The sequence below is a fragment of the Bacteroides sp. AF25-38AC genome (assembly GCF_003602995.1).
In the GTDB taxonomy this organism is placed as follows: domain Bacteria; phylum Bacteroidota; class Bacteroidia; order Bacteroidales; family Bacteroidaceae; genus Bacteroides; species Bacteroides uniformis.
Map to the genome: position 1 here is coordinate 59,917 of NZ_QTMD01000023.1, position 22,649 is coordinate 82,565.

A 22,649-nucleotide genomic window follows, 5' to 3' on the forward strand; every position below is an offset into this window, starting at 1 on the left:
ATATTAGGCGCGGATTACGCGGAATAATGCGGATTCAATAAACTAAATCCGTGAAATCTGCGTCATCCGCGCCTAAAATAAAGCGTTAAAGAAGGTTTTGACACATTCCCCTTACCCTTTTACTTCCTGATACATAAATCTTTTAATGCTCTTCTTTGCCGTTTTCTCGAACTCCTCGAAGTGTATCTTGACTTTTGTTATCTGGCAGTAGGCCGGTAATTGCAGATTCAATTCATTCCGATTGTCCTCCATAACCTTTTCGATGTCCGATTGTTCCATACCATGGGCGAATGCATCGTCAAAATCCGGATAGATAAGAGCCACGAGCTTGTCTTTCTGCAATACGATCAGTGATTCGGACACATAGGGCATGTTGTTCAGTTTGCTTTCAATCTCCTCGGGGTAGATGTTCTGACCACTGGCTGTGAGCAACATGTTTTTGCTGCGTCCGCGGACAGTGACATATCCTTCGGTATCCATCGTTGCAAGGTCGCCGGTGTGCAGCCAGCCGTTTACATCGATGATTTGGGAAGTCGCTTCGGCATTTTTGTAATAGCCCAGCATCAGATTGGCACCTTTACAGATTATTTCTCCTGCCACGTTCTGAGGGTCGGGAGAGTCTATCTTTACTTCCATGCGGGTGGTTGCCTTGCCACAAGAGGCCAGTTTCAATGTTTCCCAGCGGCTGGAACAAATGATGGGGCCGCATTCCGTCATTCCGTATGCAATGGTATAGGGGAAGCCTATCTGCTTCAGGAAGCGTTCCACTTCGGCATTGAACGGTGCTCCTCCGATGATTATTTCATCGAAATTACTGCCGAATACTTCCATTGCCTTTTTGCGCATGTCAGCCTTGATTTTATCGTTGACAATGGGCATCCGCAATAGCAGCTTGCCTATTTTATTGTCTATCCGGGGCAGGATATCCTTCTTGATAATCTTTTCTACGATGAGCGGTACACACGAAATGACCCGTGGCCTGATTTCGGAGAATGACTGTGCAATAATCTTGGGAGACGGCATACGGGTAAGGAAATACAGATGGGCGCCTGCGGAAAAACCGTATAGAAAATCGTACACCATACCAAATACATGTCCCAGAGGCAGCATGGATACAATATGGTCGCCCGGACGTACGGGAAGCATCTCATGGCAATATGCAACATTGGACCAAAGGCTGCGATAGGGGAGCATGACCCCTTTGGAATATCCCGTGGTGCCCGAAGTATAGTTTATGACAGCCAGTTCTTCGGGTGATTCCTCCTTGCGGTAGCTGATATGCTCGGGACGGAAATTCTTGGGGAAACGTGTGCCATAGAGGACGTTGCGATGTTCGAAAGCCTCCATCAGCTGCTCGTTGCGGCAAACTACCGGAGTGAAGTCCGTCAGCAGTACGATACCCATCAGCAGGGGCATTGCCTCTTCATTGAGGTTTTCCCATGCCCGGTCGCCGACAAACAGCAGCTTGGCTTCGGAATGGTTGACGATGTTGTGGATATTGTCGGCCTTGAACTCATGCAGAATGGGAACAATGACAGCTCCATAGGTAACCGTCGCCAGAAAAGCGACTGCCCAATGTGCACTGTTACGTCCGCAAACGGCAATCTTGTCACCGGGCCTGATGCCGGCGCTTTCCAATACGATATGGAATTTGGCTATTTTCCGTGCTACATCTTTGTATTGCAGTGTAATTCCTTTGTAGTCTGTCAGGGCGTTGCGATCCCAGTTTTTAATAATGCTTTGTTCTATATAATCGATGAACCCTTGTTCTTGTTCCATTCAGCTGTTGCACACTTTAGTTAAAACTGCGCAAAGATAGGTCTTATAGTGATGCAAAGCAAATAGTTTCCACTTTTTTCTTGCCCTGAAACGGATAGAAACTTATCTGTAATTCTTATTCCTTGCTATTTTCCGAAATAAGAAGCAGCTTGTCACCGGCATGAAGTTTTAATGTTCCGTTCGGAATGAGGTACTCATCGCCACGTTTTACAATCATCACCAGTGTGCCTTTGGGCAGGTTCATGTCTTTCAGGGTGTCTGCCTGCTCCAGCATTTCTTGTGTAATGGTCATGTCGTGCAGGTTGGAGTCAATCTCTTCGGGCAGTTCAACTCCGAAATCATTTCCGGTCTTTTCCAGCGGGGTGGAGAGGCCAAGCAGCCGGGCTACCCAGGAGACTGTGGTACCCTGGATGACCAGTGAGACGATGGTTATGAAAAATACGATGTTGAAGATGACATGGGCGCCGGGCACGTCAGCCACCACGGGATAGGTGGCAAAGATAATGGGTACTGCGCCACGTAATCCTACCCACGATACGAATAGCCGTGACTTGAGGGTGATTCTCTTGCCAAAAGGCAGCAGGCAAAGAAAAACGCTGAGAGGACGTCCCACGACAATCATGAATACGCCGATGAGCAATGCCACGACTGCAACTTCCAGCATCTCATGGGGGTTGACAAGCAGACCGAGGCAGAGGAACATGATGATTTGGAAAAGCCAGGTCAGTCCGTCCATAAAAGTATAAATCTCTTTCCGGTGCATGATTTTGTTATTGCCTACCATCATTCCGGCGATATACACGGCCAGGTAACCGTTGCCTTTCAGCAGGTCGGTGATGGAGAAGGTGAAGAATACAAAGGACAGCAACAGGATAGGATAGAGTGCCTGGTTGTCTATATTCAGCCGGTTCAGCATAAGGATGGCCAGCTTTCCGAGGAAATAACCGGTTGCGGCACCGACAATGAACTGTATGGCAAAAGAGCCCAATATCTGGGGAACTCCCATTCCGGAGGACTGGATGAATTGAATCAGCACGATTGTCAGCATATATGCCATCGGGTCGTTACTACCGCTTTCCAGTTCCAGCATGGGGCGCAGATTATGCTTCAGGTTCATTTTTTGTGAACGCAGAATGGCGAATACAGAGGCTGAGTCGGTAGATGACATGGTGGATGCAAGCAAAAGGGAGGTTATCAACGGCAGGTGGATGTTGGTCCAGCTCATGCCGGACAGCCACCAGATAAATAATCCGGTAAAGAGGGCCGTGAGCAGCACTCCTGCAGTTGACAAAACAATGCCGGGAGTCAATATGGGCTTTATCTCCGTAAACTTGGTGTCCATGCCACCGGAGAACAGAATGATGCTGAGTGCAACCATGCCGATGAACTGTGCTTCCTTGGCGTTGTGGAACTGCAATCCCAATCCGTCACTGCCGAACAGCATACCGACGACAAGGAAAAGCAATAACGCAGGTACTCCGAAACGGTAGCCGGTCTTGCCGACAATGATGCTGACGAAAAGTAATATGGAACCTATAAGTAGTATGTTTCCTGCTGTAAATATCATAAATTCTATGCTATATAGTTTGAAATGTGATGTTTCTTATGTCTAATAGTACAAAGATATGCAATGTGTTTAACAAATACAAATCTAAAATAGTTCAATTGAATTTTAAAATAAAGGTGGTTTCTTTACCAGGCAATAAGGATAAATTTCCGCCGGAAAGCCTCATTATTTGCCGGGAAATACTCAATCCAATACCGCTTCCGCCCTCTTTGGTCGTAAAGAAGGGGATAAATATGTGTTCGGCAATGTCATTGGGAATGGCAGGTCCGTTGTTGGAAATTTCTATCAGTATGGCTTCCGCTTCGTTGCAGTAGGCACGTATGTTGATATGTCCTTCTTTATCTGTATTTTTATCCGATTCGATGGCTTGTATGGCATTTTTCAGTAGGTTGATGACCACTTGTGATACCAGGTTTTCATCGGCATATAGAATAAGGTCGCTTGGCGCGATGTCCGTATGAAAGGTGACCCGGACATCGGGGTGCTGGTGACGGGCGAGTTCGACCATCCGCTCGATAAAGCTTTTTACGTAGAACAAGGATGGTTCGGGGGTGGGAATACGGGTGAATTTCCGGTATGATTCCACAAAAGAGAGCAGGCCCTTGCCTGTACTGCTGATAGTCTGCAGACCGTTTCTGATTTCTTCTTTGGAGGCTTGTGCCTCGGTCAGTTCCAGCAGTGTATCGCTCAGGGAGGTTATGGGAGTGACGGCGTTCATTATTTCGTGCGTCAGTACGCGGGTAAGCCTAATCCAGGAATCTATTTCCTTTTCATCCAGCTCGTTGTTGATGTCGTTCAAGGCGAGGATGCGCAGATGCTCTTTACGGACTGTGATGTCGCTGACGCGGACAGACATGTTTACAGTGCCTCGTTCGTTGTTGAAAGGCATTTGCAGTTTGTCTCCCGGGCGGCAATTGGCAAGAAGGGACGAAAGACGCGGGTCTACGCGGTTCAGCTGGCTGACGTGGGTAAAGACATTGAGGCCCAGCAAACGGAGGGCTTCGCTGTTTTTCTGATATACGGCACCATTGTCGTTCAGCACGAGGATGCCGGTATTCACGCAGTCCAGGATGAGTTCGTAGTACTTTTCTTGCTGGGCTGTTTCACTTTTCACATTATAAAGTATATGGGCAACCCGGTTCAATGCACGGTTCACGAGGCGTGCGTCGGCAGTGTTTTCCGTTTCGGAGAAGTGGATGGCATTGTCGTTGTTTTCGATGGCGTCGAGCATGAAAAGCACCTTTCGCACATGATGGCGGTATAGCTTCTGCTGCCAGTACAGGGCTATGGAAAGCAGCGCAGTGCAGAACACGCCCCAAAATACGTCCACAGTCCACATCACCCCTGCAAGGAGCGCTACTGCCAGACTGACGGCAACGCGGAATGAATAATTAAAGGCCATACTTCTTCATTTTGTTGTACAACGTCTGGCGGGTGATACCCAGCTGTGCGGCGACGGCAGAGAGATTTCCGCTGCATTTGTCGAGCGTCTTCCGTATCATCTGCATTTCCATTTCTTCGAGCGTGGATGCGGCTGCTTCGGGAGTGCCGGTTCGCCGTGCCAGCTGGAACAGTTCTGCGGGAAGGGTTTCGTTGTCACAGATGATAATGGCTTTTTCGATGGCATGTTCCAGTTCGCGGATATTGCCGTACCAGGGGTGGAGCGTAAGTTTCTCGCAAGCGCCGTCCGTCAGGCGGACGGGGGGCTTGTCATATTGCTTGCAGAAGCGGGCGATGAAAAGCTCTGCAAGGGGGATGATGTCTTCGGGCCGCTCGCGCAACGAAGGTATCTCGAGATGTATCGTGTTGATGCGGTACAGCAAGTCCTCGCGGAATTCGCCTTTTGCCACCATCTCGGGCAGATTGCGGTTTGTAGCGCAAATCAGCCGTATGTCTACGGGAATGGGAGTGTTGCTGCCTACACGGACAATGCTGCGTCGTTGGATGGCGGTCAGCAGTTTGGCTTGCAGATGGTAGGGGAGATTGCCTATTTCATCGAGAAAGAGGGTGCTGCGGCTGGCTGCTTCGAACTTGCCGGCACGGTCGGCATGGGCATCGGTGAAAGAGCCTTTCATGTGGCCGAACAGTTCGCTCTCGAAAAGGCTTTCGGTGACTGCACCCATATCCACACTTACCATCTCCTGCCGGTTGCGCGGTGAAAGGGAGTGAATTTCGCGTGCCAGCATCTCTTTACCGGTACCGTTCTCGCCCGTAATAAGGATATTGGCATCGGTAGAGGCCACTTTTTCCACCAAAAGGCGGAGCTGCTGCATGGCGGGGCTGTTTCCCCAATACATGTTGCGGGTATCTGCAAACAGGTGGCTGCTTTCTGCCGTACGTCCGGCATTTGGGCCGTTGGCCGGAGATTTTGTTTCAGAAGCTGATACGGCATTCAGTAAGGTTTCCACCAGTTTCTGGTTGTTCCAGGGTTTCACGACGAAGTCTGTGGCTCCTTCCTTGATTCCCCGTACGGCAAGGTCAATGTCGGCATAGGCGGTAAACAGCACTACGGGCAGGGTGGGACATTGCTTCTTTATTTCATGGAGCCAGTATAGTCCCTCGTTGCCGGTATTGATGCCCGAGGTGAAGTTCATGTCAAGAAGAACCACTTGCCATGACCTTTCTCGCAATACGCTGGGCAGGGTTACGGGAGAGGGAAGTGTGATTATCCCTTCAAAATATGGCTTTAACAAAAGCTGCAAGGCGGTAAGTACGCCTCGGTTATCATCGACAATCAGGATGTTTCCATTTTTTTTTGCCATAAACTATTTCTGTTTTCTGCAGGCAAAGTTAATGATTTATCTGTATTATATTCGGTAAATCTCTCAGTTTTCAAAGTATTAAGATTCTCCTTCTCATTTAGCAAATCCTTATGCCGCTTTATTTTATATTTTTGCTTACTAAGAATTAATCGTCCGACAGTTGTTGAATTATCGTCCGACAGTTGTCGGACGATAATTCAACAACTGTCGGACGATAATATAACGATTGTGGGACGAATAGATTTAAGTAAAACAGAAATTAGTTGGCAGCAACTTCAGTAAGAGTTCATGGCGGTACTGAAAAAAGAACTTATAGCAGTTGCAGTTTGATGCCAAACGACAAGCTCAGATAATCCTTGGGTTTCAGATATTTGTTGGTGAAAGCGCTGACTACATATAGGTCACATGTACTTATTTCATAGAAGAAAGTGATTTCCTTGGCCGTGAACCGTCGTTGCGGGTCGATGTCGTAAGTGATGCGCTGTCCTAAGAATACATGGATGCGTACCTTGGAGGAGAAACCATAATATCCTTTAGGGTAGCGTTCCGGTTCATTGACCCAGAATTCATCGCCGAATACCGTGTTCAGATACATACCGCAAGCCAGCGGTTCTACAGAAAAACGGCTCTGTTTTATTTGCAGGCTCCAGGGAAGGTAGTTCTGCTTGACGGTGAATGTCAGCTTGGTACGTTTGGAGTCATATTTGGGCAATACTCCGAAGAATACGTCTGTTTCCCATTGGTTTCTTCTGCCGTAATCCCATCCGGTACCGAATGACAGCAACCCCATATTGCCGGCAAACTGAATTTTAGTGTGCGTCGGAATCAAGGCCTCCCAATGCCTGCGGTAGCGGTGTACGCGGCGGTCATAACGGTTCTCTCTGGTCTGGCTTTCAATGACGGCATCCGGTTGCAGGTCCATCCATACGGTATCGTGTTCTATGATGAAGATGGTATCTCTCTCTTGTGAAAAAGCAGAAAAAGAGCATACCGACAAGAAGACGACGGCGCATGCCAGGTGATTAATAATATGCCACTTCGCGTTCATATCCGTCGGGGGTTATGGTGAATATATAGTAATTGCGGTTCTTCATGCAGTCGCTCATGTAATACATTATCCCATCTTCAAAGAGGTCTTTCTCGAAGCGATGGTGTTCGTGTGCGGATGTACAGAACTGCAGTCCGGGAAATTCTTTGATGTAACGCTGGAATACGTGTGCCACATTATTGTTGAACTCGTTGCAGAACGGGCGTATATGCATGGACACAACGGTTTTATCGAATTCCTCTTCATGGTCGCTTATCTGTGCGGCAAGAAATTCAAAGTCGGGAATGGGGCGTGAGTAGTCGAATTCGATGGCGTTGGTATTCAGGCAGACAAACTTTACCCGTCCTGCAATGAAGGAGAAATTGGGGTCTCCGAATATTACGCGATAAGTCTCTTCGCCCGTGCCCAGGCAGTCGTGGTTGCCGAGAAGTACCACATAGGGTATCTTGAGTTTGTTCATAATGTCCCGTTGCCAAAGGAACTCGTTTGTTACACCGAAGTCACTGACGTCTCCGCCATGAATGACGAAATCTATGTCGTCCCGCTTGTTGAGGTGGCTTACAAAGTCGTCGGTCTCGTCATACCAGCGCTGGGAGTCACCCATTGTTACGAACCGGATTGTTGTCTTGTTTTGGCAGTTCTGCTCTATTTGGGCAATGTTGTGGGCATTGACATCGGTTTCACCGCTGATGTGTACATCGTAAGGGTGATAATCTATCATGTCGCAGCCGGCCATGAGCAGGCATAGGAATGAAGGATATAAGAGTTTGGGGAATTTCATGTGTAGGTGCTTCATTTTACGTTTATACTCTATCTATAGAAAACGGTGTACAAAGGTAAAGTTTTCATTCTTATGGATTCTTTTCTAATTTTCTTTTTTTTTGTTCTATGAGGCTGAACAGAGATTCGGCCTCTGTCTAATTTTTAGACGGGAGTGTCTAAAAATTAGACACTTTTTTCTTCTTTAATTATGAGATGTGTGCTGATAATCAGGTTTGTGCATTCTTTGGCACGCTTTCTGCAATATGAAAAGCAAGAAAATATATCTAATAAACGATAAACGGAATGAAACAAATCTATTATGTAATTCAGACTTTACTGCGGGGACGCGGTTCGAATATCATCAAGGTCATTTCTTTGGGATTGGGATTGACGATGAGTATTCTGCTTTTCTCCCGCGTGGCATATGAACAGAGTTTTGACACTTGCTTCAAGGATTATGATAACTTGTATCAGGTATGGTCGATATTCTCGGTGAAAGGGGAGAAATTTGAGCCTCAGGAGTGGAATTGCGGTCCCGTGGCAGGGGCCATTTTGGAGAACTTCCCCAAAGAGGTGGAGTCGGCGGTAAGTTTGAGCACGTCTATGGTATCTGCTCCCCTTTACAATGGAAGCGTGCGTCTTGATGACAGGAAGATTGCAGCCGATTCGCTGTTCTTCCGTACCATGGGTATCGACGTCCTGAACGGGAATCCCGAAAAGGACTTGGTGCAGAAGGATATTATTTTCTTGAGTGAACGCTTTGCAAGGAAAGTGTTCGGTGAGGAGAATCCCATAGGGAAAACGCTTAATTATGACCATCAGTTTGACCTGACGGTGAAGGGAATCTATGCCAATTTGCCTGAGAACGCCACAATCAATCCGGAAGCGGTTATCTCGATGCCTACCTTGTGGAGCCGCAACTGGAATAACTACTCGTGGAGCGGGGGAGACAGTTGGGTAGAGTTTATCCGTTTCCGTCCCGGTGCCGACAAATCTGTTGTCAATGCGCGTATTGATGCCATGATAGACAAATATCGCCCGGCAGAAGATAAGAAAGAGTACGGTTACACGGCTTTTGTGCAGCCCATCCGTGATACATACCGCAATTATGATGATGTGCAGCGGATGCGTGTCATCATGAGCATTCTTGGTTTTGCCATTCTTTTCATTGCGGCGTTGAACTATGTGCTGATTTCCATTTCCTCTTTGAGCTACCGCGCCAAGTCGGTAGGCGTACATAAATGCAGCGGTGCGAGCGGTGGCACGGTTTTCAGCATGTTTTTGCTGGAAACGGGTATCATCATTGTGGCGGCATTGCTGCTGATGGCGTTGATAATGCTCAACTTCCGCGATTTTGTGGAAGACACGGTCGTTGTAAAGCTCTCCACCTTGTTGGCTCCGGAGCGTATCTGGGTACCGTTGTCGGTAGTGCTTCTGCTGTTTATAGTGGGAGGCGTGTTGCCGGGTCGGCTCTTTGCGCGTATTCCCGTATCGCAGGTGTTCCGCCGCTATACCGAGGGGAAGAAGGGCTGGAAGCGTCCGTTGCTGTTTGTCCAGTTTGCAGGCGTGGCATTCATCAGTGGATTGATGTGTGTGGTGATGTCGCAATATCAGTATGTACTGAAAAAGGATATGGGGTATAATCCCAAGCAGATAGCCATAGGCAATGCCTACTGGGATAATGAAGCGACGCGTGACGCGGCTTATCAGTTCTTCAAAGGATTGCCCTACGTGGAAGCGGTGTCCAGTGCCAACAGCACACCCATTAGCGGATATAGCGGTTCGATGATTCATAGTGAGAGCGGGCAGGCACTGTTCTCTTGCCGCTCTTCTTATTTCATGCGCGAGGACTTTCCTGCCTTGATGGGCATGACTATGAAGACGGGACGTATGGCGCGCGATAAAGAGGAAGTCGTGGTGAACGAGACCTTTGCCGAGATGATGCGTTGGGGAGACGACGTCGTAGGCCGTACGGTATATACCGAAGGGAATACATTCAAGGTCGTAGGGCAGTTGAAGGATTTCCAGATAGAGAGTTTCAGAACCGAGAAGATGCCTTTCATAGCCCGGGGAAACAAGAATTTTTATGGAACGGTACATGTCCGTTTGAAAGAACCCTTTACCGAAAATCTGCAGAAGCTGAACCACGATGTAGCCGAGGCTTTCCATGACCAGACTATTGACTTTACCGGCTATGAGAAAAGAATAGAGAATAGTTATAATTCTGTCCGTGTATTCCGCAATGCCACCTTGATGGCGGCAGTGACCATGTTCTTCATCATGCTGATGGGGCTGATTGGGTATACCACCGATGAGGTGCGCCGCCGCAGCAAGGAGATTGCCATCCGCAAAGTGAACGGCGCAGAGGCTTCTGGCATCTTGGAAATGTTGTCAAGGGATATACTCGTTGTGGCAGCTCCGGCAGTTGTCATCGGTACGGTATTGGCATGGTATGTCAACGGAATGTGGATGGAACAGTTCGCGGAGCGTATTCCCGTCAGTTGGGCAGTATACGTACTGGTAGTGATGGCCAATTTGGTGATTATCGTAGCCTGCGTACTTTGGAAGTCCTGGCGGATAGCGAACGAGAACCCGGTAAACAGCATTAAGAGCGAATGATAATAATATTAATACATAGAATATCATGATTGAAATTAACAACATCAGCAAAGTATTCCGTACTTCGGAAGTAGAGACAGTAGCATTGAACCACGTCAGCCTCGATGTAAAGGAGGGGGAGTTTGTAGCCATTATGGGACCGTCAGGTTGCGGCAAGTCCACCTTGCTGAACATCCTCGGGCTGCTGGACAATCCTACGGAGGGCAGTTACAAGCTGCTCGGTCAGGAAGTAGCGGACTTGAAGGAAAAGGAACGTACCCGTGTGCGCAAGGGCAAGCTGGGATTCGTGTTCCAGAGCTTCAACCTGATAGACGAACTGAACGTCTACGAGAATGTGGAACTTCCCCTTACGTACCTCGGCGTGAAGGCAAGTGAGCGCAAACGCATGGTAGAGGATATTCTGAAGCGGATGAACATCAGCCACCGTGCCAAACACTTCCCGCAACAGCTTTCCGGCGGTCAGCAGCAGCGTGTGGCGATAGCCCGTGCGGTCGTAACCAATCCCAAGCTGATACTCGCCGATGAGCCTACCGGTAACTTGGACTCCAAGAACGGAGCTGAGGTGATGAATCTGTTGACAGAGCTGAATAAAGAGGGTACTACGATTATTATGGTGACCCACAGCCAGCACGACGCCTCGTTTGCACACCGCACGATACATCTTTTCGACGGTAGTGTGGTGGCAAGTGTGGCAGCGCAGGATTTGTAACGGACTTTTAAAACAACTTCCATGAGACAACTATATTACACTCTCCAGACATTGATACGAGGAAAAGGCTCCAACCTCATCAAGATTGTTTCTCTGGGACTGGGGTTGGCAGTCAGTATCCTCATTTTTTCCCGTCAGGCATTCGAGCTCAATTATGATACCTGCTACAAGGACCATGAACGTTTGTGTCTTGTCAAAACAGTATGGTATTACAACAACGAGTATCATCCTTCGCATATAACTCTTGGACCGGTGGCTGGTACCATTGCAGAAAACCTGCCTGACGAGGTGGAGAGTGTTACCGTCACTCAGCAATGGTGGAGCAATTCGGCTTGGTTTGCCAATGAACGCCGTTTCCAGACCAATGCCATGACGGCCGATTCTTGTTTCTTTGCCACTATGGGCATTGATGTTGTCAGTGGAGACCCTCGCGAGCTGAATAATCCGGAGGTAGTCTTCATCAGCAGGGAGCTGGCCGGCAGCATGTTTGCCGATAAGAATCCCATCGGGCAGACGGTGGTCTATAACAAACAGATGCCAATGACCGTGAAGGGCATTTTTGAAGATTTTCCCGAAAACTCCAGTTTCTATGGAAGTGGTGTCGTGATGTCTCTGGCTACCTCCTTCAAGCATCATTGGGGATACTGGGGGTGGGGAGGTGGAGACAGCTATATGTCCTTTGTCCGTCTGCGCCCGGGGGTGCAATTGGACGATGTGAACACCCAAATAGAGAAACTTGCCGAGCAGGTGCGCAAGAGCGATGATGTGTTTATCAGTCTGGTTCCGATAAAGGACTACCGTATGGAATTTGGTATCAGTACCATGCGTATGGTATGGATTCTGTTGACGCTGGGAACCGCCATACTTTTTATTGTGGCGATGAATTATGTGCTTATTTCCATCTCAGCCATGAACCGTCGTGCCAAAGCTATAGGCGTACATAAATGTAGTGGGGCAAATACGGGAACTATTTTCGGTATGTTCTTATGGGAGACCGGAGTCATCATGCTTTTTTCCTTGCTGCTTGTAGCGCTGCTTCTATTTAATTTCCGTGAGCCGTTGGAGGACATGCTCGACGTTAGTCTTGCCGGTCTTTTCTCTTGGGAAAACATTTGGGCACCGCTTTCAGTGATAGTCATTTTGTTTATGATAGGCGGCATGTTGCCCGGGCAGCTTTTTGCCCGCATTCCGGTGACGCAGGTTTTCCGCCGGTACACCGAAGGCAAGAAAGGCTGGAAACGTCCGCTCTTGTTTGTGCAGTTTGCCGGTACCTCCTTTATTTTCGGCTTGTTGGGGCTGGTGCTTATGCAGAGCCATTACATCACCAATAAAGAACGTGGATTCGATTACCACCGGGTGGCTTATGCTTCGGGCGTATCCTTTGACTCGGATGCGGAAAGCGATGCCAATCGTAGTGTGATGCTTTCTTTGCCTTATGTGGAAGATGGAGCTTGTAGCAGTAATCTTCTTACAGACGGATTGAGCGGAGAAGGGGTTACGACTGATAACGGGCAGTGGATGAGCATGCGTTGGGTGGAATTTGGCAAGGACTATGCCCCGTTTATGAAGTTGGAATTTGCGGAAGGCAAGAATATGGATGCCCCTGGGCAGATATTGGTCAATGAAACATTTTTGAAAATGATGCATTGGGAAGATAAACCGATAGGCAGGCAAGTGCGCAACGGCGATCGCATAGCGGGCAATATTGTAGGTGTACTGAAAGACTTTGCCACATCCAATGCCGCTTATGTGGCGGTGCAACCTATGTATGCAACTTATCTTGACCGATTTTCCGGAAACATCCAATTACGTCTGAAAGAGCCTTTTGACGATAACCTCAAGCGTTTGAACGAAGACATGGAAAAGCTGTTTCCCACCCGTGACATTGTATTTTCCTCGTTCCAAAAGGTCATTGACGACCAGAACAGTACCGTCACGGATTTCCGTAATGCAGCTTTACTGGCTGCCATAACCATCCTTTTTGTTACGTTAATGGGGTTGATTGGCTACATCAATGACGAGATACAACGCCGCAGCAAGGAAATTGCCATCCGTAAAGTGAATGGTGCGGAAGCGTCATCCATTCTCCGGCTTTTCTCGAAGGATATATTCTGGATATCCTTGCCGGCCGTTTTTCTTGGAGGGCTGGGAGCCTGGTATATAGGCGGTGTCTGGATAGAGCAGTTTGTGGAGGGAGTGGATTTTGGTATCTGCGGATTCTTGCTTATTGCATGCATTGTACTATTGCTCATCATCGGTTGTGTAGTATTCAAGGCATGGCGGATTGCCAATGAGAATCCGGTAGACAGTATCAAGAGTGAATAAAGAATAACTTCAGGAAATTATGAGGCGGCACATTTATTATACATTACAAAGCTTGTTGCACAAGCAAGGTTCCAATGCCATTAAGATTGTATCTTTGGCATTGGGACTGCTGATGTCTGTATTTCTATTTGCACGGATTGCATTCGAGTTGAGTTTTGATAACTTTTATCATGATTCGGATAACCTTTATATTGTGAAGACGGGTTGGTTGAAAAATGGAGTGTTGGAAGGTAACGAAAGTCGCTTTACCATCATTCCGATTCCGGCTGCCATTGCCGAAGAGTTTCCGGAACAAGTGGAAAGTAGCACAGTGAGCTGTTCTCTTTTTGATAATAGTTTCCAGTTGGGTGAGCGCCAATTAGATATGTCCACGGTGATGGCAGATACACTTTATTTTTCTGTACTCGGTTTGGAGATGATAGAAGGCAATCCACAGGATTTGGCGGGTCCGGATGTCGTATTCCTTTCTGCCAAGTCAGCAAAGGAGGCCTTCGGTGACGAAAATCCGATAGGGAAAACACTGCGTTATGATTTTTGGGGATATCAGACTACACTGCTCGTGAAGGGTATCTTTGCCGATATTCCGTTGAACACTTCTTTGGAGAGGCGTCCAGAGGCAATCATTTCCTTTCCTACTATAGGGCGGCATCTGAAGTGGAACCTAGGTTGGCAAAGCGGCGGAAACTACGACGGTTATCTCAGGCTGCGCAGCCCGCAGGATGCTGATTGGCTGAATGAGCGTATGTCCATAGCTATTGCCCGTCATATTCCACCGGAAAGTGGTTTAGAATTGAGCGTACGTATTGTCCCTATCCATAATCTGCATATCGAGACTCCTCAAGTACGGAAGATGATTTGGATTATGTTCTTCCTGGGTATCGTGCTGCTTTTTACGACCGCATTGAATTATGTACTCGTTTCCGTGGCTTCGCTGACACAGCGTGCCAAGGCCATCGGTGTACACAAATGCAGCGGTGCTTCGGGAAGTAGCATCTTTTCCATGTTCATGGTAGAGACTGCTATAGTAGTAGGGCTTGCCTTGCTGCTCATTGGACTGCTGGTGTATATTTTCCACGAAAAAATGGAAGAATTGGCAGCTGTACCTCTCAGTGCTCTTTTTGACTGGCAGAATCTTTGGGCACCATTGTCGGTGATACTGTTACTGTTTATTTTAGGTGGTTGCCTGCCTGCCATGCTTTTCGCTCGTATTCCGGTGACACAAGTGTTCCGCCGCTACTCTTCCGGACGCCGCGGCTGGAAACGGGTACTGCTTTTTGTTCAGTTCATCGGAGCGGCATTCATTCTGGGGATGATGCTGATGGTCGTTTCACAGTACAGTTATGTAACGACGCGTGACCGTGGTTGGCGTCCTGAACGTGTGGCATATACCACCCAGCGGGAAGTGGATGGCAATAGCCTGCGTAGTCTTGTCGGCAGTTTGCCTTATGTGGAAGGGGTTGCTTCGGCAGAACGCCCTATATTGTGGTTCGGTTCTAACCAGCCAATTCTTGACAATCAGGGTAACGAGCTTTTCTATCCTCGTAATACCTGGTTCGACAGTGATTTTCTTCCTTTCATTGGTCTGAGACTGAAAGAGGGGCATAACTTGACGGGAGAAGGTCAGTTGCTTGTCAACAGTGTCTTTTGTGAGAAGATGAATTGGACAGACAGCCCCATAGGCAAGCGGGTGAATGATTATGGCACTGTTGTCGGGCTGTTAGACAGTTTCAGTTTTGCCGATATGCCCAACGATAATTTGCCGGTGATGGTGGAATGGACGGGGAAGACAGCTGCCACCCTGCATGTTCGCCTCAAAGAGCCATTGGATGAAAATCTCGCCCGCCTCAATGAAGAGATGCATCGGATTTATCCTCAGAAAAGCCTCGTATTCCGTTCGGTGGAGCAGGAAATGCGCAGTTATGCCGAGTCTGTACGGGTATTTCGTGATGTCACCCTGCTGGTTTCATTGACCATACTCTTTATCATTCTGATGGGACTGATAGGCTATGTGAATGATGAAATCCGCCTGCGTTCAAAAGAGATTGCCATTCGTAAAGTGAATGGAGCGGAGACGGAAAGTATTTTGCTGTTATTGTCAAGAGATGTGCTTTGGCTGGCCATTCCGTCTGTCGCCATAGGTATTGGGGGAGCATGCCGGGCCGGAAAGCTTTGGGCGAGCCAGTTCTCTGATGTTGTGCCATTCCCTATAGGCGGATATATTCTTGTAGGTTGTCTGTTGCTGTTGTTTATCGTTGCTACCGTGGTATTGAAGGCATGGTGCATTGCCAATGAAAATCCGGTAAAGAGCATCAAGAGCGAATAAAGTTGCCGCAACATACATCATGCGTTTGGGGTAGACAGACCATCTGTTTGGGGCGAATAGATGATGTGTTTGGGCTGAATGAATGATATATTTTCGAACAATTTATTTGTTATAACATAAAATGCAATATTTGCAGTAGAATAAATCACTTTCACCTCGCTTTTTCGGTAATTCCTGTGGGTAATCTCTTTACATATATCCACAATGCCACCGCTGCCGTTACAAAAGCAAAGAAGTCCGATACCGGCATACATATCCAGATGCCGTCCAGCCCAAAGTAATGCGGGAATATCAGTAGTCCCGGCAACAGATACAGTAATTGGCGTGTCAGCGACAAGAAGATACTGATTTTCGCCTTCCCGATGCTTTGGAAGAAATTGCCGATGACAATCTGTGCACCTACCAGCGGGAATATGGCTACGGCAATGCGTACGCCTCTGGAAGCAATATCTATCAACTCTTCATCACTGGTAAAGATGGCAGATATGGCATGGGGGAACAATTCGCAGATAAGGAAGCCGGTACTGGTGATACATACTCCGGCAATGATGGTCAGGCGCAGGGTAGCCTTCACACGGTCGTGCTTTTGCGCACCGAAGTTATAGCCTACAATCGGTTGCATTCCCATCGTCAGCCCCAATACAATCATTACATAGAGTACCAGCAGTCGGTTGATAATGCCATATGCCCCGATGGCCATATCGCCTCCGTACTGTTGGAGGCTGTTGTTTACGATAATCACAATGACACATGCCGTGACGTTCATCAGGAACGGTGACATACCGATGGATAATATACTACTGATGATACGTTTCTTCATCTTCCAGAACCCCCGTTGCAGACGTACCACACTTGTCTTTTGCAGGAAATGGCTCACTACCCACACCATGCCGATGAACTGCGAGATGACCGTTGCCGTTGCAGCTCCCCGTATTCCCCAGTCAAATTGGAAGATGAAAATGGGAGCGAGGATTATGTTGCAGACTACCGTTACCATAGACGTGAGCATCGCTTTCTTGGGATATCCCGTGGCACGCATGATATTGTTTAGGCCAATCATGGTATAAGTGACGGGGGTACCCAGTAATATCACCTGCATAAAGTCGCGGGCATATGGCAACGTATCATTGCTGGCACCGAAGAAGCGCAGGATGTCATCCAGAAAGATGAATGAAACACTGCCGAATATGAATGCGTTGACCAGGCAGAACATCAGTGTGTTTCCCAATACTTCCGTTGCTCCGTCCAGGTCTTTCTGTCCCAACCGGATGGACGAAATGGTGGAGCCACCTGCCGATACCATCGTACAGAAAGCCACGACCAGATTCATCAGAGGGAAAGTTATGGCAAGTCCGGCAATGCCCATAGGACCTACGCCATGACCGATGAAAATGCTGTCGATGATGTTGTACAACGAAGTAATCGTCATGCCTATAATGGCCGGAATGGAGTACTGCACAAGCAGTTTGCCAATACGTTCGGTTCCTAATATATGCGCGTTGTTCATTTGATATGAGTCAATTAAGGAGCACAAAGGTATAAAATATTTGTTTGATTCGCAGATTATTCCCACCTTTGTACACTATAATGTTTTGGTATTAACAGATTTAGGTAAAAGAAAGTTTATGGACACAACAAAAGCAACCGCCGTACTTTTTGATTTTGACGGCGTGGTGGTAGACACGGAAACACAGTACAGTCACTTCTGGCATGAAATGGGAAAGCAGTATTTGGGTATGGATGATATTGAAGGCAGGGTGAAGGGCCAGACGCTGGTCTATATTTATGATACCTTTTTTCCGGGTATGGCGAAGGAACAAGCCGAAATTACCGAACGGCTGAACCGCTTTGAACAGGAAATGTCATTCGACTTTATTCCCGGAGTGCTTGACTTCATTGCCGACCTACACCGGAATGGGGTGAAGACTGCCGTAGTGACCAGCTCCAACGAAGCGAAGATGGCAGCTGTCTATCGGGTTCATCCCGAAATAAAGACTCTTTTCGACCGTATCCTTACGGCCGAGATGTTTACGGCTTCCAAGCCTGCACCGGATTGTTTTCTGTTGGGTATGGAGGTTTTCGGCACAACTCCCGACACCACATATGTATTCGAGGATTCTTTCAACGGGCTGAAAGCCGGCATGGCTTCAGGAGCTACCGTTATAGGGTTGGCAACCACCAATTCCCGTGAAGACATAGCTCCGTTGTGTCATTATGTATTGGATGACTTTCAGGGATTCACTTACGATAAATTAACTCAATTGCACAAGTAATCAGAAAAAGGATTACCTTTGCGCCGAAAATTAAATTGAGTAATTGTAAATTGTAAATTGCCAAATTGTAAATACTATCATGGGTTATATTTCAGACGACACTCGTAAAGTGACTACACATCGCCTTATCGAAATGAAACAGAGAGGCGAAAAAATATCAATGTTGACATCATACGACTATACTATGGCGCAGATTGTGGACGGTGCCGGGGTAGACGTGATTCTGGTGGGAGATTCCGCTTCCAATGTAATGGCAGGCAATGTCACCACGCTTCCCATCACGCTCGACCAGATGATTTATCATGGCAAATCCGTGGTTCGCGGTGTGAAGCGTGCCATGGTCATTGTCGACATGCCTTTCGGCTCTTATCAGGGCAACGAACTGGAGGGATTGGCTTCCGCTATCCGTATTATGAAAGAAAGCCATGCCGACGCCCTCAAACTGGAGGGAGGCGAGGAAATCATCGGTACGGTGAAGCGTATCCTCAGCGCCGGTATTCCCATCATGGGACATCTCGGACTGATGCCCCAATCCATCAACAAGTATGGAACATATACGGTCCGTGCCAAGGATGATGCCGAAGCCGAGAAACTGGTACGCGATGCGCATTTGCTGGAAGAAGCCGGATGCTTCGGACTGGTATTGGAGAAGATTCCTGCCGCATTGGCTGCCCGCGTGGCAAGCGAGCTGACTATACCCGTTATAGGCATCGGTGCCGGTGGCGATGTGGACGGCCAGGTGTTGGTGGTTCAGGATATGCTGGGTATGAATAACGGTTTTCGTCCCCGTTTCCTGCGTCGCTATGCCGACCTGCATACAGTGATGACGGATGCCATCAGCCGTTATGTATCCGATGTGAAGAATTTAGATTTCCCGAATGAGAAAGAACAGTACTAACAAACTCATGACACTCAATTTTTGGCGGATGTGTACGGCAAATCTGTTGCTGTTCATATCCGTCTATATGCTTTTCCCTTTGCTTCCTTTTGTGATGGGAGAGCAGTTGGGTGTTTCCGTCGGGCAGGCGGGCAGCATGTTTCTGGTCTTTGTGGTGGCCATGTTTGCTGTCGGTCCTTTCCATGCCTATCTGGTCGATGAATATAAAAGGAAACACGTGCTCCTTTACTCCGCACTCATTATGCTGGCGGCTGTTCTGGGATATGCCTTTGTGGATGGTTATACGAAATTTCTGCTGCTTGCCGCTGTGCAGGGAGCATGTTTCGGGCTGGCAACCACAGCGGGCATTACGGTGGCCATCGACATAACGACTTCCGCGCGCCGCAGCGCAGGAAACATGGTATATGCATGGGCTGCACGCTTGGGCATGCTGGTGGGTGTTGTGTTGGGCATTGGAATGTATAAGATGTATGGTTTCCGTATGGTGACCTATCTGTCCGTAGCGGCCGGACTGGCTAGCATATTTTTCGCATCGAGGGTATATGTGGCTTTCCGTGCTCCGATAGGCGTGTCGTTGTGCAATATGGACCGCTTCTTATTGCCGCGTGCATGGGTACCTGCCATCAATATGCTGTTGATTGCTTTTGTACCGGGAGCGTTGCTGCCACTGATGTTTGTGGGCGATTACTGGTCATTGGCGGCATTGGCTGTATTGGTGTTCATTACAGTCCCGTTCATGAAGATGTTCGTCAAGCTGTCGCACCATTGCCAGCGTGGAACGGCAAACACCACTTGTCATTTGTCTATGGAGACAGGGCTGCTGGTGGGCATGACTGTGGCTTGCCACCTGATGGACAAAGCGCAGATATACCATGTGGCGTCTGTTGCTGCTATGCTTGCCGTATTTTTCTTTGTACTGCTGACCTATCCTTATTATAAGAAGAAGCGGGTGAGGTAAGGGATAAATACAATCAATCCTATAATGGCCGCCGTTGCAGCACATACCAGTACTGCTCCGGCGGCTATGTCTTTTACTTGCCCTGCCACGGGATGCTGTTGGGGAGACACCAGGTCGACCAGCTTCTCAATGGCGGTATTGAACAGTTCGGCTGCTATCACCACTCCGATGCAGAGAATGATTATCATCCACTCCATGCGGGTAATGCCTAAAACGAATCCTGCAATGACTACCACAGCCGTAGCTATCAGATGGAAGCTCAGGTTCTGTTCTTTTCCTATGCAACACCGGATACCTTTCCAGGCATATCCGAAACTGCGCAACTGCTTTTTAAAGTCGTACTTCATGGATTATAGTTGTTGCTTAATTCCTTGAAACCTGTTTCACTCCCTTTACTGTTCTCAGTTTCTTGACAAGTGCTTCCAGATGTCCCGTATCGCTCACCATGATGGTCAGTGTTCCGGAGAACAGCCCGTCATGCGAGTCAATGCCGATGCTTCTCAAAGTAATACCCGTTTCTTTGGAAATGATGGAAGTGATGTTGGTCACGATGCCGATGTCATCGTGTCCCACTACGCGCAGGGTGATGGGGTACTGTGTACCTTGTGACTTTCCGGCCCAGCGTGCCTTCACGATACGGTAGCCGAAACGTGAGTGCAAATCACTGGCATTGGGACAATCGCAACGGTGTATCTTGATACCTCCCGTCACACTGACAAAGCCGAATACATCATCTCCATAGATGGGATTGCAGCAGCGTGCCAACTTGAAATCCAATCCTTTCAGATTTTGATCAATGACCAGTACATCTTCTTTGGTACCTATCTCTTCCGGTATGCCTTGTTGAAGGTTATAGCCTTCAGCACTGCGGTAGACAATATCGTCGCGCGTATCATTTTCCCGTCTTTGCTGTTCCTGGTATTTGTCTATAATCTCGTTGACATCCAGTTCTTCATCGGCTATGGCTTGATAGAAGTCGGTCACTATCTTGAAACCGAGGCGCTTGATGAGGCGCATCATGGTTCCTTCATCATACTCTATCTTCCGGTTCTTGAACTTGCGTTCCAGGGTTTCCTTAGCGAAGGCGTGCTGGCGTGCAGCCATTTCCTTCAATGCCTGGCGTATTTTGGTGCGTGCCTTGGAGGTGGTTACGATGTTCAGCCAGTCCTGCTTGGGCGTCTGCGTATTCGATGTCATTATCTCCACCTGGTCACCGCTATGCAGCATTTGCTTCAGCTGTACATTCTTGCCGTTCACTTTTGCACCGATACATTTGCAGCCCAGTTTGCTATGGATGTGGAACGCAAAATCGAGCACGGTGGAGCCTTTGGCAAGTTTGAACAAATCACCTTTGGGGGTAAATACAAATACCTCGTCTTCGTACAAATCCAGTTTGAACTGGTCCATCGTTTCCAGTCCGTTGCTGTCCGAGCTCTCTAAGGCTTCGCGTACGGAAGTCAGCCATTCGTCAAGACCAGATTCACCTTTCACTCCTTTGTATCGCCAATGGGCGGCCAGGCCTCGTTCGGCAATATCATCCATGCGTTCGGTACGTATTTGTACTTCCACCCATTTGCCTTCGGGGCCCATCACGGTGATGTGCAGTGATTCATATCCGTTGCTTTTAGGTACGGACAGCCAGTCGCGTAGCCTTTTCGGGTTAGGCTGGTACATATCTGTTACGATGGAGTAGGCCTGCCAACATTCCAGTTTCTCCTTTTCCAGGCAAGAGTCCAGGATGACGCGGATGGCGAACAGGTCATACACGCCTTCGAAGGGGCATTTCTGCTTCTTCATTTTCTGGTAGATGGAGTGGATGGACTTGGTGCGTCCTTTGATATGGAACTTCAGTCCGGCTTCTTCGAGCTTCTTCTGTACCGGTGCAATGAAGGCGGCAATGTACTTGTCACGCGATGCCTTGGTCTCATTCAGTTTTTCCTTGATATGGTAGTAAACTTCCTTTTCTGTATATTTCAATGAGAGGTCTTCCAGTTCCGACTTCAATTTGTACAGACCCAGCTTATGGGCAAGGGGCGCATAGAGATAAGCCGCTTCGTTGGCTACCTGCCGACGGGCTTCATCGTTCTTGCAATCCTTTATCTGCCGCATGATGTTTACGCGGTCGGCAATCATGATGAGAATGACACGCATGTCTTCGGCGAAAGTCAGCAACAAGTTGCGGAAATTCTCGGACTCGATGGTAGGGCTTTTGGAATAAAGTTCGTTTACACGTATCAATCCCCGGATGATGCCTGCCACATCCTCGCCATAGATTTGCTCCACTTCCAGAGCGGTGCAAGTGCCGCAGCGCACGGAGTCGTGCAGCATGAGCCCCAGGATAGAAGCACGCTTCATTCCGATTTCTTCCGCTACAATGACAGCCGTCTGCATATCTTTGATGACGGGATTCAAACCGAATATATCACGCTGGATACGGTTGTTCTGTATAGTATTGACAAGATGTGTTTTCAGCTTTTTGCAGTCCCCCTTCTGGAGGGTTTCTCCGGAAAGTTGCAACAGTTTGCGGTAGAGCGAGAAGAGTAAATCTTTCTCTTTGATAGTGAAAAATTCATCAGTTTCCATAATCGTCCGTATTTTATGCTTCAAAGGTAAGTTTTTTCTTCAT

At 48.1% G+C, this 22,649-nt stretch carries 16 protein-coding genes; 7 read left to right on the forward strand and 9 right to left on the reverse strand.

What is annotated here, in order from left to right; translation table 11 throughout:
- Positions 1 to 111: 111 nt before the first annotated feature.
- From DWY55_RS15330 to DWY55_RS15355, 6 genes are all read right to left on the reverse strand, one after another.
- Complete coding sequence (locus DWY55_RS15330; protein WP_057256487.1) at positions 112 to 1,779, reverse strand: long-chain fatty acid--CoA ligase; 1,668 nt, start codon at positions 1,777 to 1,779, stop codon at positions 112 to 114.
- 115 nt (positions 1,780 to 1,894) lie between these two features.
- Positions 1,895 to 3,346, reverse strand: a complete 1,452-nt coding sequence (locus tag DWY55_RS15335; RefSeq protein WP_035448593.1) for a potassium/proton antiporter — start codon at positions 3,344 to 3,346, stop codon at positions 1,895 to 1,897.
- A gap of 94 nt (positions 3,347 to 3,440) precedes the next feature.
- Complete coding sequence (locus DWY55_RS15340) at positions 3,441 to 4,748, reverse strand: sensor histidine kinase (protein ID WP_120178135.1); 1,308 nt, start codon at positions 4,746 to 4,748, stop codon at positions 3,441 to 3,443.
- On the reverse strand, positions 4,738 to 6,108 hold the full coding sequence (locus DWY55_RS15345; protein WP_005827680.1) for a sigma-54-dependent transcriptional regulator: 1,371 nt from the start codon (positions 6,106 to 6,108) through the stop codon (positions 4,738 to 4,740). The genes DWY55_RS15340 and DWY55_RS15345 overlap by 11 nt, the downstream gene beginning before the upstream one ends.
- Before the next feature lie 310 nt (positions 6,109 to 6,418).
- Positions 6,419 to 7,156: a hypothetical protein gene (locus DWY55_RS15350; protein ID WP_008664464.1), complete on the reverse strand. Its 738-nt coding sequence runs from the start codon at positions 7,154 to 7,156 to the stop codon at positions 6,419 to 6,421.
- Positions 7,131 to 7,937 carry a metallophosphoesterase family protein gene (locus tag DWY55_RS15355; protein WP_117878586.1) on the reverse strand — a complete coding sequence of 269 codons (807 nt, stop codon included), beginning with the start codon at positions 7,935 to 7,937 and terminating at the stop codon, positions 7,131 to 7,133. The genes DWY55_RS15350 and DWY55_RS15355 overlap by 26 nt, the downstream gene beginning before the upstream one ends.
- A gap of 284 nt (positions 7,938 to 8,221) precedes the next feature.
- Here DWY55_RS15355 and DWY55_RS15360 point away from each other — a divergent pair, with 284 nt between their 5' ends.
- The 4 genes from DWY55_RS15360 to DWY55_RS15375 are packed head-to-tail and all read left to right on the forward strand — an operon-like array spanning position 8,222 to position 15,894.
- Entirely contained in the window at positions 8,222 to 10,537 is a 2,316-nt protein-coding gene (locus tag DWY55_RS15360) for an ABC transporter permease (RefSeq protein ID WP_009038362.1), read from the forward strand.
- Between the two features lie 25 nt (positions 10,538 to 10,562).
- Positions 10,563 to 11,246: an ABC transporter ATP-binding protein gene (locus DWY55_RS15365; RefSeq protein ID WP_008664472.1), complete on the forward strand. Its 684-nt coding sequence runs from the start codon at positions 10,563 to 10,565 to the stop codon at positions 11,244 to 11,246.
- Positions 11,247 to 11,267: 21 nt separating this feature from the next.
- A complete protein-coding gene (locus DWY55_RS15370) occupies positions 11,268 to 13,571 on the forward strand; it encodes an ABC transporter permease (RefSeq protein ID WP_120178136.1) in 2,304 nt (767 codons plus the stop codon).
- A 19-nt stretch (positions 13,572 to 13,590) separates the two neighbouring features.
- Positions 13,591 to 15,894 carry an ABC transporter permease gene (locus tag DWY55_RS15375; protein ID WP_055288622.1) on the forward strand — a complete coding sequence of 768 codons (2,304 nt, stop codon included), beginning with the start codon at positions 13,591 to 13,593 and terminating at the stop codon, positions 15,892 to 15,894.
- 151 nt (positions 15,895 to 16,045) lie between these two features.
- Here DWY55_RS15375 and DWY55_RS15380 read toward each other — a convergent pair whose 3' ends face one another.
- On the reverse strand, positions 16,046 to 17,401 hold the full coding sequence (locus DWY55_RS15380) for an MATE family efflux transporter (RefSeq protein ID WP_005827703.1): 1,356 nt from the start codon (positions 17,399 to 17,401) through the stop codon (positions 16,046 to 16,048).
- Between the two features lie 118 nt (positions 17,402 to 17,519).
- Here DWY55_RS15380 and DWY55_RS15385 point away from each other — a divergent pair, with 118 nt between their 5' ends.
- From DWY55_RS15385 to DWY55_RS15395, 3 genes are all read left to right on the forward strand, one after another.
- Positions 17,520 to 18,167 (forward strand): HAD family hydrolase, encoded by a 648-nt coding sequence (locus DWY55_RS15385; protein WP_005827705.1) that lies wholly within the window; start codon positions 17,520 to 17,522, stop codon positions 18,165 to 18,167.
- 76 nt (positions 18,168 to 18,243) lie between these two features.
- Positions 18,244 to 19,065: a 3-methyl-2-oxobutanoate hydroxymethyltransferase gene (panB, locus tag DWY55_RS15390; protein ID WP_034523185.1), complete on the forward strand. Its 822-nt coding sequence runs from the start codon at positions 18,244 to 18,246 to the stop codon at positions 19,063 to 19,065.
- On the forward strand, positions 19,046 to 20,023 hold the full coding sequence (locus DWY55_RS15395) for an MFS transporter (protein WP_117588857.1): 978 nt from the start codon (positions 19,046 to 19,048) through the stop codon (positions 20,021 to 20,023). The genes panB and DWY55_RS15395 overlap by 20 nt, the downstream gene beginning before the upstream one ends.
- Here DWY55_RS15395 and DWY55_RS15400 read toward each other — a convergent pair.
- A complete protein-coding gene (locus DWY55_RS15400; protein ID WP_005827712.1) occupies positions 19,999 to 20,370 on the reverse strand; it encodes a diacylglycerol kinase family protein in 372 nt (123 codons plus the stop codon). The two genes, DWY55_RS15395 and DWY55_RS15400, sit on opposite strands and share 25 nt — an antisense overlap.
- 16 nt (positions 20,371 to 20,386) lie before the next feature.
- A complete protein-coding gene (locus tag DWY55_RS15405) occupies positions 20,387 to 22,606 on the reverse strand; it encodes a RelA/SpoT family protein (RefSeq protein WP_005827714.1) in 2,220 nt (739 codons plus the stop codon).
- Between the last annotated feature and the right edge of the window lie 43 nt (positions 22,607 to 22,649).

Excerpts from the sequence above, each read along its gene's own strand:
- DWY55_RS15330 (WP_057256487.1), bottom strand. The coding sequence starts at position 1,779 with ATGGAACAAGAACAAGGGTTCATCGATTATATAGAACAAAGCATTATT.
- DWY55_RS15335 (WP_035448593.1), bottom strand. The coding sequence starts at position 3,346 with ATGATATTTACAGCAGGAAACATACTACTTATAGGTTCCATATTACTT.
- DWY55_RS15340 (WP_120178135.1), bottom strand. The coding sequence starts at position 4,748 with ATGGCCTTTAATTATTCATTCCGCGTTGCCGTCAGTCTGGCAGTAGCG.
- DWY55_RS15345 (WP_005827680.1), bottom strand. The coding sequence starts at position 6,108 with ATGGCAAAAAAAAATGGAAACATCCTGATTGTCGATGATAACCGAGGC.
- DWY55_RS15350 (WP_008664464.1), bottom strand. The coding sequence starts at position 7,156 with ATGAACGCGAAGTGGCATATTATTAATCACCTGGCATGCGCCGTCGTC.
- DWY55_RS15355 (WP_117878586.1), bottom strand. The coding sequence starts at position 7,937 with ATGAAATTCCCCAAACTCTTATATCCTTCATTCCTATGCCTGCTCATG.
- DWY55_RS15360 (WP_009038362.1), top strand. The coding sequence starts at position 8,222 with ATGAAACAAATCTATTATGTAATTCAGACTTTACTGCGGGGACGCGGT.
- DWY55_RS15365 (WP_008664472.1), top strand. The coding sequence starts at position 10,563 with ATGATTGAAATTAACAACATCAGCAAAGTATTCCGTACTTCGGAAGTA.
- DWY55_RS15370 (WP_120178136.1), top strand. The coding sequence starts at position 11,268 with ATGAGACAACTATATTACACTCTCCAGACATTGATACGAGGAAAAGGC.
- DWY55_RS15375 (WP_055288622.1), top strand. The coding sequence starts at position 13,591 with ATGAGGCGGCACATTTATTATACATTACAAAGCTTGTTGCACAAGCAA.
- DWY55_RS15380 (WP_005827703.1), bottom strand. The coding sequence starts at position 17,401 with ATGAACAACGCGCATATATTAGGAACCGAACGTATTGGCAAACTGCTT.
- DWY55_RS15385 (WP_005827705.1), top strand. The coding sequence starts at position 17,520 with ATGGACACAACAAAAGCAACCGCCGTACTTTTTGATTTTGACGGCGTG.
- DWY55_RS15395 (WP_117588857.1), top strand. The coding sequence starts at position 19,046 with ATGAGAAAGAACAGTACTAACAAACTCATGACACTCAATTTTTGGCGG.
- DWY55_RS15400 (WP_005827712.1), bottom strand. The coding sequence starts at position 20,370 with ATGAAGTACGACTTTAAAAAGCAGTTGCGCAGTTTCGGATATGCCTGG.
- DWY55_RS15405 (WP_005827714.1), bottom strand. The coding sequence starts at position 22,606 with ATGGAAACTGATGAATTTTTCACTATCAAAGAGAAAGATTTACTCTTC.